The organism is Paracoccus fistulariae (assembly GCF_028553785.1).
Classification (GTDB): domain Bacteria; phylum Pseudomonadota; class Alphaproteobacteria; order Rhodobacterales; family Rhodobacteraceae; genus Paracoccus; species Paracoccus fistulariae.
This window is the reverse complement of record NZ_CP067136.1, coordinates 151,599-165,254: the sequence shown is the minus strand read 5'-3', so window position 1 is coordinate 165,254 and position 13,656 is coordinate 151,599. Positions and strand designations below refer to the sequence as shown.

The window sequence follows — 13,656 nt, the reverse complement described above, 5'->3', positions numbered from 1 at the left end:
GCATGGATATTCTCGACAAGATCAAGGCCTATAAGCTGGATGAAATCGCCGCCGCGCGGCGTGCCCGGCCACTGGCAGATATCGAAGCCGACGCCCGCGCCGCCACGGCCCCGCGCGGTTTTGCCCGTGCGCTTGCGGAAAAGGCGAAAACCGGACCGGCGCTGATCGCGGAAATCAAGAAGGCCAGCCCCTCCAAGGGCCTGATCCGTCCCGATTTCGATCCACCCGCGCTGGCCCGTGCCTATGAACAGGGCGGCGCGGCCTGCCTGTCGGTGCTGACCGACGCGCCCAGCTTTCAGGGCGCGCCCGAATTCTTGACCGCAGCGCGCGCCGCCTGCGACCTGCCCGCCCTGCGCAAGGATTTCCTCTATGACACCTATCAGGTGGCCGAGGCGCGGGCCTGGGGTGCCGATTGCATCCTGATCATCATGGCCTCGGTCGATGATGCGCTGGCCGCGGAACTGGAGGACGCCGCGACACATTGGGGCATGGATGCGCTGATCGAGGTGCATGATGCCGCCGAACTGGATCGCGCCCTGCGCCTGAAATCCCCGATGATCGGGATAAACAACCGCAATCTCAAGACCTTCGAGGTTACACTTGATGTTACACGACAGCTTGCGCCACGCATCCCCTCGGATCGCGATATCGTCTGCGAAAGCGGGTTGTTCACGCCGCAGGATCTGGCCGCGATGATGCAGGTCGGCGCGCGTCGCTTCCTGATCGGCGAAAGCCTGATGCGACAGCAGGACGTCGCCGCTGCGACCCGCGATATCCTTGCCGTCCCCGCGCAGGCCACGCCATGAGCTTGACCCATTTCGACAGTGCCGGTCAGGCGCATATGGTCGATGTCTCGGGCAAGGCCGATACCGCGCGCGAGGCCATTGCCGAGGGTTGCGTGATCATGTCGCCCGAAACGCTGGCCCTGGCCCAGGGTGGCGCGGCCAAGGGCGATGTTCTGGGCGTGGCCCGGCTGGCCGGGATCATGGGCGCCAAACGCACCGCCGATCTGATCCCGCTCTGCCATCCGCTGCCCATTGCCAAGGTCTCTCTGGACCTGACGCCGGATCCCGCCCTGCCGGGCATCCGCGTGACGGCCACTGTGCGCACCACCGGCCGCACCGGGGTCGAAATGGAGGCGCTGACCGCCGTGTCGACCGCCTGCCTGACCATCTACGACATGCTGAAGGCCGCACAGAAATCCATGCGCATCGAGGGCATCCGACTGCTGCGAAAAGAAGGCGGAAAATCAGGCATTTACGAGGCAGATCGGTGATCACCGTCGAAGATGCCCTGAGCCGCGTTCTGGCCTTGGCCGAAAGCGCCGATGGCGAGGTTCTTTCGCTGGAACAGGCCGCAGGACGTGCCTTGCTGGCCCCGGCCACGGCGCAGCTGACGCAGCCCCCCTTCGATGCCGCAGCCATGGACGGCTATGCCCTGCGCGCGCAGGATATCGGGCAATCGCTGCGGGTGATCGGCGAATCTGCGGCTGGCCACCCCTGGACCGGCCAGCCGGCCCCCGGCACCGCCATCCGCATCTTTACCGGCGCGCCCGTGCCTGCGGGCTATGATCAGGTGGTGATGCAGGAAATGACCCGCCGCGATGGCGAGATGCTGACCGTGACGGAACCGCCGCGCGGCAGCCATATCCGCCCGCGTGGCGGCGATTTCGCCCTTGGCGACAGCCTTGCGCCGGGCCGCCTGCTGACCGCCGCCGATATCGGATTGCTGGCGGCGATGAATATCCCCGAGGTGACGGTCGCGCGCCGTCCCTCGGTCGCGATTCTGGCAGGCGGGGATGAGCTTGTCCGCCCCGGCCAGACGCCGAAAGAGGGGCAGATCATCAGCTCCAACGATCTGGCGATTGCGGCGCTGGCGACAGAGGCCGGGGCGCTTCCGACGATCCTGCCCATTGCCCGCGACAGTCTGGAAAGCCTGCGCGACCGGTTCCGGCAGGCCGCGACGGCCGATCTGATCGTGACCATTGGCGGCGCCTCGGTCGGGGATCACGACCTGATCGCGCGGGTTGCCGAAGAGCTGGGGATGGAGCGCGCCTTCTATAAGCTGGCCATGCGTCCGGGCAAGCCATTGATGGCCGGCCGGATCGGCAGATCGGCCATGCTTGGCCTTCCTGGAAATCCAGTTTCTGCAATCACTTGTGGCATCTTGTTCATGCAACCTCTGATCCGCCGGATGCAGGGCCTTCCGGTGGGAAACAGGCTGCATCGCGCAAGACTGGCCATCGATATCCCGGCCGAGGGCGACCGTCAGCATTATCTGCGCGCGCGGCTGGAACCGGGCGGGGATCTGCCCGCGATCGCCCCTTTCGAGGATCAGGATTCGGCCAAGCTGTCGCTCATGTCACAGGCCGATGCGCTGCTTTTCCGCCCGGCGCATGACGCGCCACGCGGCGCGGGCGAGATCGTCGATTACCTGCCTCTTCGCGGCGGAAATTAACCGTTTTTTCACCGCGACTTGTTCTGTTTATTGACGCGATTCGTTCATTGGGCTAGAACATAAATGGAACATAATGATGCGGGAATGGCGCCAATGCTGACCAAGAAGCAAATCCAGCTGCTGGAATTCATTCAGAAGCGCATGACGCGCGACGGTGTCCCGCCCTCTTTCGACGAAATGAAGGATGCGCTGGATCTGCGCTCGAAATCCGGCATTCACCGGCTGGTAACGGCATTGGAAGAACGCGGCTTCATCCGTCGTCTGCCGCACCGGGCGCGCGCTTTGGAAATCGTGCGTCTGCCAGAGGCGCTGGCCGATCTGGCGCCTGCGCGCGACAAATCCGTGACCAGTTTCACACCGCGCGTGGTCTCGAACAACCGCCCCTCGCCGCAGCCGCGCGGCGCGATGAGCGTCGTGGATAGCGGCGCGGTCGAATTGCCGCTGATGGGCCGCATCGCGGCAGGTGTCCCGATCGAGGCGATTTCGGAAGCGTCGCATAACATCTCGGTCCCCGGGACCATGCTATCGGGCCGCGAACACCATTATGCGCTTGAGGTGAAAGGCGATTCGATGATCGAGGCCGGGATCAATGACGGCGACGTCGTTGTCATCCGCGAACAGAACACGGCCGATAATGGCGATATCATCGTGGCGCTGGTCGATGGGCACGAGGCGACGCTGAAACGCTATCGCCGCCGAGGCGCGATGATCGCGCTGGAAGCCGCGAATTCAGCTTATGAGACCCGCATCCTGCCCGAAGAAAGTGTCCGGGTTCAGGGGCGTCTGGTGGGGTTGATCCGCAGCTATTGACGGCGGACCGGCCTTCGCCGAACCGCCCGCCAGAAGCCGGATAGACCGTTCTGCAATAGGCGCGACCATTCGCAGCTACCGCGGCAGGTTATTCCGCCAAGAAACCCGGTCCTGCACGCGACAGCAGTTCCTCTGCCAGATCAACCCCCATGGCGATGCCGTCCGAAATATCGCCTTCGCGGCGGCCCCTGACAGCCTCGGAGCCATCGGGGCGCAGGATCTCACCCTGCAGGATCAACTGCCCGTCATACAATTCGGCCAAACCTGCAATGGGCGTCTGGCACGAACCATCCAGCCGCGACAGAAAGGCGCGTTCTGCCAGGATGCGCTGGCCGGTTTCGACGTCATGGATCGGCTGCAGCAGCTGCGCCATGGCCTCGTCGCTTTCACGCCGCTCGATGCCGATGGCGCCCTGCGCCACGGCGGGCAGCATATCCTGCGGATCGATGGGACCGCGCGCCACATGAAGCATATCCAGACGGGTCAGCCCCGCCATGGCCAGAAAAGTCGCCTGCGCCACGCCATCTTCCAGCTTGCGCAGACGGGTCTGCACATTGCCGCGAAACTCTACCAATTGCAGATCCGGCCTGCGATGGGCCAGCTGTGCGCGCCGCCTGAGGCTGGAGCTTCCCACCACAGCGCCCTCTGGCAGATCCGCGATCGAGCCGTGATGCGGGCTGACAAAGGCGTCGCGCACGTCCTCTCGCGGCAGCAAACAATCGATGATCAACCCGCCGGGCTGCAGCGTCGGCATATCCTTCATCGAATGCACGGCGATATCGATCTCTCCGGCGCTCAGCGCCTCTTCGATCTCGCGGGTGAACAGCCCCTTGCCGCCGATCTCTTTCAGCGGCCGGTCCGTCACCCGGTCGCCCGTGGTCTTGATCACGACAATCTCGAAGGCATCGGCGGCCAGACCATGCGCCGCCATCAGCCGGTCGCGCGTCTCATGCGCCTGCGCCAAAGCCAGCGCGGAACCGCGGGTGCCAATTTTCAACGGACGGGAGGGGGTGGGCATCGTATTCATGCGCGGGACGTTATCCGCAGGCCCGGTGCTTGACAACGCCCCGCCCCTATCCTTGATGGGGCCGAAGGAGAAATCATGACCAAAACCCTGCTCCGCGCGCTGGCCGGCGAGGCCCTGCCCACCCCCCCGATCTGGATGATGCGTCAGGCGGGGCGGTATCTGCCCGAATATCGCGCCACCCGTGCCAAGGCCGGCGACTTTTTGTCGCTGTGCTACAATCCCGAACTGGCGGCCGAGGTGACGCTGCAGCCGATCCGGCGCTTTGGCTTTGACGCGGCGATCCTGTTTGCCGATATCCTGCTGATCCCGCAGGCGCTTGGCGCCGATCTGTGGTTCGTGACCGGCGAGGGGCCAAGGCTGTCGACCATTACCAGCGCGACCGGGGTTGCCGCCCTGAGGCCCGCCGATGCGATCCATGACAAGCTGTCGCCGATCTATGAAACCGTGCGCATCCTGTCGCGCGAATTGCCCGCCGAAACGGCGCTGATCGGCTTTGCCGGCGCCCCCTGGACCGTGGCGACCTACATGATCGCGGGTCGGGGCACGCCGGATCAGGGTCCGGCCCATGCGTTCAAGCAGGCGGATCGAGCCGCCTTCAGCGCGCTGATCGACCGCATCACCGAGGCGACCATTCTTTACCTTTCGGCGCAGATCGAGGCCGGGGCCGAGGTCGTCAAGATCTTTGACAGCTGGGCGGGCAGCCTGAAGGGCGCCGATTTCGACGATTTCGCCGTGGCCCCGGCCCGCCGCATCATCGAGGCGTTGAAACAGCGGCATCCGGACATCCCCGTCATCGCTTTCCCGCGCGAAGCGGGTCAGCGCTATATCGGCTTTGCCCGTGCGACCGGGGCGGATTGTGTGGCGCTGGATAATTCGGTCGCGGCCGATTGGGCTGCTGAACATGTCCAGATCGACGGCTGCGTTCAGGGCAATCTTGCGCCGCAGCATATGGTCACGGGCGGCCCCGATCTGGTGGCAGAGGCGCAGCGGATCACCCGTGCGTTCCGCGGGCGCCCGCATATCTTCAACCTTGGCCACGGCATCACCCCGGACGCCGATCCCGACAACGTCGCCGCCATGATCGAGGCGGTGCGCAGCGCATGATCTGGGTCGCCGCGACGGTCATTGCGGCGTTGGCCCAGACCGGGCGTAATGCCGCACAGGCGGGGCTGACCGCGCGGGTCGGCACCATCGGCGCGACCGCCGTGCGCTTTCTGTTCGGATTGCCATTTGCGGTGATCGCGCTGGCGCTGGCCGCGATGTTCTGGCAGATCCCGCCGCCCGATCTCCGGGCCGTCGGATTTGCGGCCATGGGCGCCGCCGCGCAGATTGCTGCGACGGCCTTCATGCTGATGACCATGCGCGGCCAAAGCTTTGGCGTCGCCACCGCGCTGATGAAGACAGAGCCTGTGACGCTGGCGCTGATCGGCGCGCTGATCCTGGCCGAACCGCTTGGCCCCGCGCGAATGGGCGCGATCCTGCTGGCGACGGTGGGGGTGGTGCTGTCCTCGGGCGCAAGCTGGTCGCGGGCGGGGGTCATGCCGGTCGTCAATGGCGTGACGGCCGGGGCGCTCTTCGGCCTGTCCGCCATCGGGTTTCGCGGCGCGATTCTGGCGCTGCCGTCGGGCGGGTTCTTCCTGCGCGCGCTGACCGTGCTGTCCCTGACGCTGGCGATGCAGGCGGCGGCGATGCTGATCTGGCTGGTCTGGCGCGACCGCGCGGCGCTGCGCGGCATCGCCCGCGACTGGAAAACCTCGCTGGCGGCGGGGGCGCTTGGCGCCTTTGCCTCGCTGTTCTGGTTCATCGGATTCGCGCTGACCTCGGCGGCGAATGTCCGCACGCTGGCGCTGATCGAGGTGGTGTTCGCGCAAATTCTGTCGGGGCGGGTCCTGCGGCAAAAGGTGCGGCCCGTACAGATCCTTGGCATGGCGCTGATCGTGATCGGCGTCGGCTGGCTTCTGGCCGTGGCCGCCCGCTAATCCAGCAGCACGGGCAGCATTGACGCAATCAGCAAAAACGCCATGACGGCATTGAACAGGCGAAGCCGCCCCGGGCTGGCCAGAAAGCCGCGCAGCCCCTGCCCGGCCATCGCCCAGATCGCCACCGTTGGCAGGTTCACCAGCGCAAAGATCAGCGCCACGACCAATGCGCCGCCGACCCCCGCCGCATAGGCCGACAGCGCGCCAAGCGCCATGGCCCAGGCCTTGGGGTTGACCCATTGAAAAGCCGCCGCCTGCAGAAATGTCATCGGCCTGCCCTGTGTTCCGACGCTGTCGGGCGGCGCGGCGGTGGCGATCTTCCAGGCAAGCCACAGCATATAGACCATGCTGATCCAGGTCAGCGCCTGCGACAGTGCCGGGTTCGCCGCGATCACCCGGTCAAAGCCCAGTCCCAGAACCCATACCATCCCCCCAAAGCCCAGCGAAACGCCCAGCATATGCGGTACGGTGCGGCGCAGACCGAAATTCGCCCCCGAGGCCATCAGCATCATATTATTCGGCCCCGGCGTGACCGAGGTGACAAAGGCGAAGGCGCAAAGCGCCAGGATAAGGTCCGTCATCATCTGTGCTCCAATTTGGCACAACGATATGCCGTGAATCGCGCAATATGGTTGCTAAGATGCGCGCATATGCACTATCTCAACAACCTATGACGGCTGATGACAGAATTAACGCACGCATATTGCAAGAGCTGCAGCGGAATGCCCGCCAGCCCAATACCGAGCTTGCCGCGCGGGTCGGGCTGTCGCCCTCGGCCTGCCTGCGACGGGTGCAGGAGCTGGAGCGGCGCGGCATCATCAGCGGGTATCGTGCAATCATCGCACCAGACGCGCGCAATGTGGGCTTTGTCGCCTATGTCACGGTGGGTCTGTCGCAGCATTCCAACGATGCCCAGCGGGCCTTTGAACGCGCCTGCATCGCCGCGCCGGCCGTTCGGGAATGCCACAATATCACCGGCACGGTCGAATATCTGCTGCGGGTCGAACTGACCGATCTGGCAGCCTATAAACAGTTCCATGCCGATGTCCTGGGGGCATTCCCCTGGATCGCCAGGATCACCACCCATGTCGTCATGAGCAGCCCCAAGGATGAGCGGGCCTAGATCAGACCCATTTCGCCAGTGGCGGCAGGCTCATCAGCACGGCATCGGCATTATGACCGGTCTCAAGCCCGAATTTCGTGCCGCGGTCATAGACAAGGTTATATTCGGCATAAAGCCCGCGATGGATCAGCTGCTGATCCTTGTCGGCCTCGGAGAAGGGCTGATCCATATGCGCTTCGGCCAGCGGCAGGAAGGCGGGCAGGAACGCCTCGCCGACCGCGCGGGTAAAGGCGAAATCGGCCTCCCAGTTGCCGCTGTTCAGATCGTCGAAGAAGATGCCACCGACACCGCGCGCGCGCCCGCGATGCGGGATAAAGAAATACTCATCCGCCCAGGCCTTGAAGCGAGGATAATACTCTGAATCAAAGGGGTCGCAGGCCTCTTGCAGCTCGGCATGGAAATGCGCGGTATCCTCGGGATATTCGATGCAGGGATTCAGATCGGCACCGCCGCCGAACCACCAGGCACCGGGCGTCCAGAACATGCGGGTGTTCATGTGAACCGCCGGCGCATGCGGGTTCTGCATATGCGCGACCAGACTGATCCCGGATGCCCAGAAACGCGGATCGCCTTCGATCCCCGGAACGCCGCGCGCGGCCATGGCCTTTTGCGCGCCGGGCGACAGGGTGCCGTGGACCTCGGACCAGTTGACGCCGACCTTTTCAAAGACGCGCCCGCCGCGCATGACGGACATCAGCCCGCCCCCGCCATCTTCGCCACGCTCGGTCGGGGTCACGACAAACCGCCCGATGGCAGTGTCGCCCGGCCCGCGATCCTCCAGCGCCTCAAAGGAAGATGTGATGCGATCGCGCAATTCGCGGAACCAGATTGCAGCCTCTCGGCGTTGGTCATCCATGGAACACCCTATCGTTGATTTGCGATGCCGGATTCGACATCGTGATCATCGAGAGACTGCTTAAAGAGGCCTTTTATGTATCGCAACGTCGCTATTGTCGCAGCCATGGCGCCCCTTCTTATGCTATCCGCCTGTGGCACGCCGCAAGAACGCTGCATCAGCCGCAATACCGACGAATATCGCACCATCAGCAATTTGCTGAGCACGGTCGAGGGCAACCTGGCGCGTGGCTATGCCTGGGAAGAACGCGAGGTCGTGCGCACCCGGCTGACCGAATGCCGTGCCTATACGCGCAAGAAGGATGGCGAGGTGACGACCTATTACGAGCCCTGCTGGCGCGATTATATCGATACCGAGCGTTACCGCGTTCCCATCGACCCGCTGGCCGAACAGCGCCGCCGCGACAATCTGGCGGCGCGCAAGGCTGCGCTGTCGGGTCGCACAGCCGAGGTGATCAAGGCCTGCAAGGCGGCCTTCCCGGAAGAAAGCTGATCAGGCAAGCTGGGCCGCAACCGGGTCCAGCAGGCTGCGCCCGCCATCGACGGTCAGGATCTGGCCGGTGACGAAGCGGGCGCCTTCGCTGCACAGATAGTGCACGGTTTCCGACAACTCATCCGCCGCCGCGATCCGCCCCATGGGCGTGCCATTGATCACCTGCTGACGCAGTTCGGGCTGTTCCTTCAGCTCGGTCTGCAACTCATGTGACATGACGCTGCCAAAGCGCACGCCGTTGACCCGGATCCGGTGCGGCGCCAGGACAAGCGCCATGCCCTTCGTCGCCTGTTCCAGCGCGGCGCTTGCGATAGAATAGCCCAGCAGCGTCGGCGCGGGCCGATCCGCCGCCATGGCCGAGATATTCACGATCGCACCGGTTTGCGGCTCATCCGGCGATTCCTCGGCCTGTTTGATCATCCGCTTGGCCACGAATTGCGTCAGCCGCAGCCCGGCCAGAAGGTTCTGGCGCAGCATCTCGTCCAGCGTATCGACATCGGTATTCAGCGCGTCCGAGGGCTTCACCATGCGATGCGCATTGACCAGAATATCGACGCGGTCAAAGGCGTCCAATGTGGTCGAGAGCAGGTTCGCGATCGACAAACGCTCGGCCATATTGCCCGCAAAGCGGCGGACCTGCGGATTGTCGGCGCCAAAATCCAGCACCGATTTATCCAGCGCGGCCTCGTCCCCGTCCGCGAAGACGACATTGGCGCCGCGTTCGACGAAATATTGCGCAATCGAACGCCCGATGCCGCGCCCCGCACCGGTTACGATGGCTGTCTTGCCCTGGATAGACAATGTCATTTGCGTCCCTTCCGCATATCGCTGCCGCGCCCCGCGCCGGTGGCCTCGATCACCTTGAAGCGGTTGTCGCCGCCCAGTTCGCTGACCTGCGCGAAATGCTGGCGCAGCACGGTTTCATAGGGCAGATGGCGATTGGCCACCATCCATAACCGCCCCGCGCCGGTCAGAAGCCGCGCGGCCGCCGCGATGAAATCGGCACCGATGCGGGGGTCGGCGGTGCGGCCTTCGTGGAAGGGCGGGTTCATGATCACGCCATTCACCGGCTCCGGCAGGGTAAAGCTGCGGGCATCGGCCCAGTGAAATTGCGCGCGGGCATCGGTGACATTGTCGCGGGCCGAAGCCAGCGCGTCGTGATCCGCCTCGACCAGATGGATCTGCGTCACCCCCGCGCGGGTCAGCGCCTGCGCCGACAGCCAGCCCCAGCCGGCCCCCAGATCGACCAGCCGCGTCGGCAGTTTCTCGGGCAGGTGCTGCGCCAGCATGGCCGAGGCCGGATCGACCCCATCGGCCGAAAACACCCCGGGCCGCGTGACAAAGCCCGGCGCGACCTCTTTCGGGGCGGCGGCCCAGTCGGCAGGCAGCCAGTCGCCGTCCGGGATCACGACGCGAAAGATCTTGCCATGCGCCTTGCTGATCACCTCGTCCACCGTGATCAGCCCCCGCATTTCCTTCAGGATCGCATCGACCCCGTCGCTTTTCTGCCCGTCGATCCACAGGCTGGCACCCGGCTGCAGCCGCCGCGCCGCATCGAAAATCCGCGCCCGCGCCTGCGCCTTGGCCCGTGGCAGAAAGACCAAAGCGGCCGTGAAATCGCCGTCGATCTTTGGCGCGACCTCGAAACCGCGTGCCTTGAAATGTTGATGATCCGGGAAATAGCCCTGCTGGATCCGCGTCCGGGCCGGGTCCAGCGCAGACAAATCATCGCCCGCACGTGCGCCAATGACAAGAAATTCGCCTTCTGGATGTCCATCCGGAAGGGCCAGAGAGATACGTGATGCCATTATGCGGCTACTCTTTTTCCATGGTGCATTGCAGCGGATGCTGCTGTCGGCGGGCAAGTTCCATCACCTGCGCGACCTTGGTTTCCGCCACCTCATGCGAAAAGACGCCGACCACCGCGACGCCCTTGCGATGCACGGTCAGCATGATCTCGATCGCCTGAGCGTGGGTCATGTTGAACAGGCGTTCCAGAACGTGGACGACGAATTCCATCGGGGTAAAATCGTCGTTCAGCATCAGCACCTTGTACATGGGCGGGCGCTGCTGCTTCGTCTTCGGCTTCACGGCCAGTTCGGCCTGACCATCGGTTTTGTCGCTGTCGCTCATCACATGGGTCATTGCAATCCGGTTCGCGCGCTGAAGCCCGCCATTGGCAGAGGTAAGGTTGCGTTTGCTGGCCGCCCGGCATGGGCGCCTGTCGATGTCTCGCTGCAATATAGGTCATTTTGCAGTCGATGAAAGCCCTGCGCAAGAGATTGCACCGGTAAGGAAATTTCATTCACTGCGTGGTTTCGCGATGGAAATTTGCATGCTATTATCACTTTATCAACGACGGGTGTGCAACAAATGACAGACCCGCATGAGGCAGAGAGACCGCGACAGTGACCCGACTTTCCCTGACAGCCCGGCTGTGGGCATTACTCTTGCTGGCAGCATTTTTACCGGCCAGCCTGTCGGCTGCTCCCTTCGCAGCTTATGTGATGGATGCCCGGAACGGCCAGCCGATCTATAAACAGAACGCCGATACCCGGCTGCATCCCGCATCGCTGACCAAGATGATGACGCTGTACATGGCCTTTACCGCCATCGAACGTGGTCAGGTCCGGCTGGATACGCAATTCCTGGTATCGACCAATGCGGCGGCAGAGCCGCCATCAAAGCTGGGCCTGCGGGCCGGGCAGCGAATCGAGCTGCGCTATCTGATCCGCGCCGCCGCGATCAAATCGGCCAATGACGCGGCCACGGCGATCGGCGAAAACCTCGCCGGCTCGGAAGAGGCGTTTGCTCAGCAAATGACCCAGATGGCCCGCGCGCTTGGGATGCGGAACACGAATTTCCGCAACGCCCACGGCCTGACGCAAGAGGGTCATTATTCCAGCGCCAAGGACATGACGATCCTGGGGCGGCATTTGTTTTACGATTTTCCCCAATATTATAACCTGTTCTCGCGCCGCTCTGCCGATGCCGGCATCGCCAAGGTGTCTTCGACCAACCGCCGTTTTCTGGACAGCTATCAGGGTGCCGACGGCATCAAGACCGGCTATACCCGTGCCGCTGGCTTCAACCTGACCGCCTCGGCCCGCCGGGGGAACAAGCGGCTGATCGCGACGGTCTTTGGCGGCACCTCGACCGCGCAGCGTAACCAGACCATGGCGCAATTGCTGGATTCCAGCTTTGGCCGCGTGCCCAGCCGGGTGCGCGAAACGCGCCCGCGCGCGCCGCGCCTGCTGGTGCAGCGCACCGTGCGCCGCGCGCAGGTCGAGCCGACCCCGGCCGCCACACAGGCCAGCCCGCAGCGTCTGGTTCTGGAAACCTCGGACAAACCGGCTCGCGCCAATCGCAGCGCATCGACCGCCGCCACCCCTCAGCCCGATCCGCTGGCTGCAGCTGTCAGGCAGGCGCAGGCGATGGCGCTGACCCCCGCCGCATCAAACCTGACGCTCGCCTCCAGCGCCCGCCCAAGCGCGCGGCCCGGAGCGACCAGAACCGATGCTCTGGAAGCGGCGGTGGCGACCGCTGTGGCCTCGGCGGAAACTGCGCAATCGCCCAGCCTGGCCGCGCCGGTCCTGTCGGCCTCGCTGCGCCCGGTTCCCGCGCCGCGCGCCCGCGCAAACGGATCGCTGGTGGCCAGCGCGCAAACCAATCCGGGCGCCAATCCCGAGGATATCGCCCGCGCCGTGGCCGAGGCTGTGCCCGACAGCGGAACCTCGCTGTCGCTGCTGCAATCCTCGGCGCCGAAGCCGCGTTCGGAAACGGTGATCTTGGCGGCCATGGGCGAAGGCGACCTGGCCGAGCCCGAAGCGGTCGAGATCGTGTCGCGTCCCGCCAATAGCGGCCGGAACTGGGGGGTCGTTCTGGGGCTTCACCGCTCTCGGGCGGCGGCCGAGGAATTGCTGATGCAAAGCGCGCTGCGGGACGGGGCAACCCTGCAGGGTGCGCGTCGGCATGTCGCGGATACCAAGCGCGGGTTCGAGGCCAGCTTCGTCAATCTGACCAAGGCCGATGCGCAACTGACCTGCGAGCGCTTCAAGGCCCGCGCGAATGAATGCCGCATCGTCGGCCCCTGAGGGCTGCATCGCGGTGTTTCCTGACAAAGGCGGGCACGGCCCGCCTTTTTTCATGCCGCAGCCTTGGCGCGCCCGCAGCAATCGGGCTTTTCCCCGCCCCTGACAGCGCATAGCCTTGGCGACAGCTGCAAAAAGGACGAATCCATGCTGGTTATTCATGGCGTTACCCGGTCGCGCGCCTCGCGCATCGTCTGGCTTTGTTATGAACTGGATCTGGATTTCAAACAGGTCCCGGTGATCCAGGCCTATCGCCTGGCCGATCCCTCGGCACCCGATGCGCCGCTGAACACGCAATCGCCCGAATTTCTTGCCCTGTCACCCGCAGGGGCGATCCCGGTCATTCAGGATGGCGATCTGCAACTGACGGAATCGCTGGCCAGCACCCTGCATCTGGCGCAGAAGGCGGGCGCTCCGATCGGCCCCGAAAGCCCGGCCGAGCGCGCCCTGATGATGCAATGGAGCTTTTATGCCGCAACCAGCATCGAACCCGACGCCCTGACCATCCTCTTTCTGCACAATCCCGGTCAGGCGCAGCGCGGAGAGGATGCCGCCATCGTTGCCAATGCCGCCGAAAGTCTGGTCCGGCCCTTGCGCGTGCTGGAACAGCACCTGAGCCGCCATGAATATCTGGTCGCGGACCGCTTTACCGTCGCCGATCTGAACATGGCCGAGGTCCTGCGCTATGCCCAGACGAATCACGAATTGATGGGTCAGTTTTCCGCCACCAGCGCCTGGCTGGATCGCTGTCAGGCCCGCCCGGCCTTTCGCCGCATGTGGGAACGCAGGCTGGCCGAACCGGAATAGGATGCCCGCAAGGG

16 protein-coding genes are annotated in these 13,656 nt (G+C 64.5%); 10 read left to right on the top strand and 6 right to left on the bottom strand.

Translation table 11 applies throughout. The annotated features are described in order from the left end of the window. Positions 1 to 2 precede the first annotated feature (2 nt). From trpC to lexA, 4 genes are all read left to right on the top strand, one after another. Entirely contained in the window at positions 3 to 806 is an 804-nt protein-coding gene (gene trpC, locus JHX87_RS00875) for an indole-3-glycerol phosphate synthase TrpC (protein ID WP_271884442.1), read from the top strand. Further along, positions 803 to 1,276 (top strand): cyclic pyranopterin monophosphate synthase MoaC, encoded by a 474-nt coding sequence (gene moaC / locus JHX87_RS00870; RefSeq protein ID WP_271884440.1) that lies wholly within the window; start codon positions 803 to 805, stop codon positions 1,274 to 1,276. Before trpC ends, moaC begins: the two co-directional genes overlap by 4 nt. Further along, positions 1,273 to 2,457, top strand: coding sequence for a molybdopterin molybdotransferase MoeA (locus JHX87_RS00865; RefSeq protein ID WP_271884438.1), 1,185 nt, complete (start codon positions 1,273 to 1,275; stop codon positions 2,455 to 2,457). The genes moaC and JHX87_RS00865 overlap by 4 nt, the downstream gene beginning before the upstream one ends. A 93-nt stretch (positions 2,458 to 2,550) precedes the next feature. Beyond that, complete coding sequence (gene lexA / locus JHX87_RS00860) at positions 2,551 to 3,267, top strand: transcriptional repressor LexA (protein ID WP_271884847.1); 717 nt, start codon at positions 2,551 to 2,553, stop codon at positions 3,265 to 3,267. Positions 3,268 to 3,355: 88 nt separating this feature from the next. Here lexA and hemC read toward each other — a convergent pair whose 3' ends face one another. Beyond that, positions 3,356 to 4,294 (bottom strand): hydroxymethylbilane synthase, encoded by a 939-nt coding sequence (gene hemC / locus JHX87_RS00855; RefSeq protein ID WP_377776043.1) that lies wholly within the window; start codon positions 4,292 to 4,294, stop codon positions 3,356 to 3,358. A 72-nt stretch (positions 4,295 to 4,366) separates the two neighbouring features. Here hemC and hemE point away from each other — a divergent pair, with 72 nt between their 5' ends. Next, a complete protein-coding gene (gene hemE / locus JHX87_RS00850) occupies positions 4,367 to 5,398 on the top strand; it encodes a uroporphyrinogen decarboxylase (protein WP_271884846.1) in 1,032 nt (343 codons plus the stop codon). Continuing rightward, a complete protein-coding gene (locus JHX87_RS00845) occupies positions 5,395 to 6,273 on the top strand; it encodes a DMT family transporter (protein WP_271884434.1) in 879 nt (292 codons plus the stop codon). Before hemE ends, JHX87_RS00845 begins: the two co-directional genes overlap by 4 nt. Here JHX87_RS00845 and JHX87_RS00840 read toward each other — a convergent pair. Further along, positions 6,270 to 6,857 (bottom strand): LysE family translocator, encoded by a 588-nt coding sequence (locus tag JHX87_RS00840; protein ID WP_271884432.1) that lies wholly within the window; start codon positions 6,855 to 6,857, stop codon positions 6,270 to 6,272. The genes JHX87_RS00845 and JHX87_RS00840 overlap by 4 nt on opposite strands. Positions 6,858 to 6,943: 86 nt before the next feature. Between JHX87_RS00840 and JHX87_RS00835 the strand changes: the two genes are divergently transcribed. Further along, positions 6,944 to 7,396 (top strand): Lrp/AsnC family transcriptional regulator, encoded by a 453-nt coding sequence (locus tag JHX87_RS00835; protein ID WP_271884431.1) that lies wholly within the window; start codon positions 6,944 to 6,946, stop codon positions 7,394 to 7,396. 1 nt (position 7,397) lies between these two features. On the opposite strand, the gene hemF is transcribed toward JHX87_RS00835, so the two are convergent. Further along, on the bottom strand, positions 7,398 to 8,252 hold the full coding sequence (gene hemF / locus JHX87_RS00830; protein WP_377776044.1) for an oxygen-dependent coproporphyrinogen oxidase: 855 nt from the start codon (positions 8,250 to 8,252) through the stop codon (positions 7,398 to 7,400). A 75-nt stretch (positions 8,253 to 8,327) separates the two neighbouring features. Here hemF and JHX87_RS00825 point away from each other — a divergent pair, with 75 nt between their 5' ends. Continuing rightward, entirely contained in the window at positions 8,328 to 8,744 is a 417-nt protein-coding gene (locus tag JHX87_RS00825; protein WP_272833786.1) for a hypothetical protein, read from the top strand. Here JHX87_RS00825 and JHX87_RS00820 read toward each other — a convergent pair whose 3' ends face one another. From JHX87_RS00820 to clpS, 3 genes are read right to left on the bottom strand one after another with little or no spacing between them, the layout of a single operon-like run. Then, positions 8,745 to 9,551 carry an SDR family NAD(P)-dependent oxidoreductase gene (locus JHX87_RS00820; RefSeq protein ID WP_271884427.1) on the bottom strand — a complete coding sequence of 269 codons (807 nt, stop codon included), beginning with the start codon at positions 9,549 to 9,551 and terminating at the stop codon, positions 8,745 to 8,747. Further along, entirely contained in the window at positions 9,548 to 10,552 is a 1,005-nt protein-coding gene (locus JHX87_RS00815; protein WP_271884425.1) for a class I SAM-dependent methyltransferase, read from the bottom strand. The genes JHX87_RS00820 and JHX87_RS00815 overlap by 4 nt, the downstream gene beginning before the upstream one ends. Before the next feature lie 7 nt (positions 10,553 to 10,559). Further along, the gene (gene clpS, locus JHX87_RS00810; protein WP_271884423.1) at positions 10,560 to 10,877 is read right to left on the bottom strand and encodes an ATP-dependent Clp protease adapter ClpS; all 318 of its coding nucleotides are present in this window, start codon (positions 10,875 to 10,877) and stop codon (positions 10,560 to 10,562) included. Positions 10,878 to 11,152: 275 nt separating this feature from the next. Here clpS and JHX87_RS00805 point away from each other — a divergent pair, with 275 nt between their 5' ends. Continuing rightward, entirely contained in the window at positions 11,153 to 12,838 is a 1,686-nt protein-coding gene (locus JHX87_RS00805; RefSeq protein ID WP_271884421.1) for a serine hydrolase, read from the top strand. A 144-nt stretch (positions 12,839 to 12,982) separates the two neighbouring features. Next, positions 12,983 to 13,642 carry a glutathione S-transferase family protein gene (locus JHX87_RS00800; protein ID WP_271884420.1) on the top strand — a complete coding sequence of 220 codons (660 nt, stop codon included), beginning with the start codon at positions 12,983 to 12,985 and terminating at the stop codon, positions 13,640 to 13,642. The last annotated feature ends 14 nt before the right edge of the window (positions 13,643 to 13,656 follow it).

Bases quoted from the DNA above. Each gene is read 5' to 3' on its own strand.
- trpC (WP_271884442.1), top strand. From the start codon at position 3: ATGGATATTCTCGACAAGATCAAGGCCTATAAGCTGGATGAAATCGCC.
- moaC (WP_271884440.1), top strand. From the start codon at position 803: ATGAGCTTGACCCATTTCGACAGTGCCGGTCAGGCGCATATGGTCGAT.
- lexA (WP_271884847.1), top strand. From the start codon at position 2,551: ATGCTGACCAAGAAGCAAATCCAGCTGCTGGAATTCATTCAGAAGCGC.
- hemC (WP_377776043.1), bottom strand. From the start codon at position 4,294: ATGAATACGATGCCCACCCCCTCCCGTCCGTTGAAAATTGGCACCCGC.
- JHX87_RS00845 (WP_271884434.1), top strand. From the start codon at position 5,395: ATGATCTGGGTCGCCGCGACGGTCATTGCGGCGTTGGCCCAGACCGGG.
- JHX87_RS00840 (WP_271884432.1), bottom strand. From the start codon at position 6,857: ATGATGACGGACCTTATCCTGGCGCTTTGCGCCTTCGCCTTTGTCACC.
- JHX87_RS00835 (WP_271884431.1), top strand. From the start codon at position 6,944: ATGACGGCTGATGACAGAATTAACGCACGCATATTGCAAGAGCTGCAG.
- hemF (WP_377776044.1), bottom strand. From the start codon at position 8,252: ATGGATGACCAACGCCGAGAGGCTGCAATCTGGTTCCGCGAATTGCGC.
- JHX87_RS00825 (WP_272833786.1), top strand. From the start codon at position 8,328: ATGTATCGCAACGTCGCTATTGTCGCAGCCATGGCGCCCCTTCTTATG.
- JHX87_RS00820 (WP_271884427.1), bottom strand. From the start codon at position 9,551: ATGACATTGTCTATCCAGGGCAAGACAGCCATCGTAACCGGTGCGGGG.
- JHX87_RS00815 (WP_271884425.1), bottom strand. From the start codon at position 10,552: ATGGCATCACGTATCTCTCTGGCCCTTCCGGATGGACATCCAGAAGGC.
- clpS (WP_271884423.1), bottom strand. From the start codon at position 10,877: ATGAGCGACAGCGACAAAACCGATGGTCAGGCCGAACTGGCCGTGAAG.
- JHX87_RS00800 (WP_271884420.1), top strand. From the start codon at position 12,983: ATGCTGGTTATTCATGGCGTTACCCGGTCGCGCGCCTCGCGCATCGTC.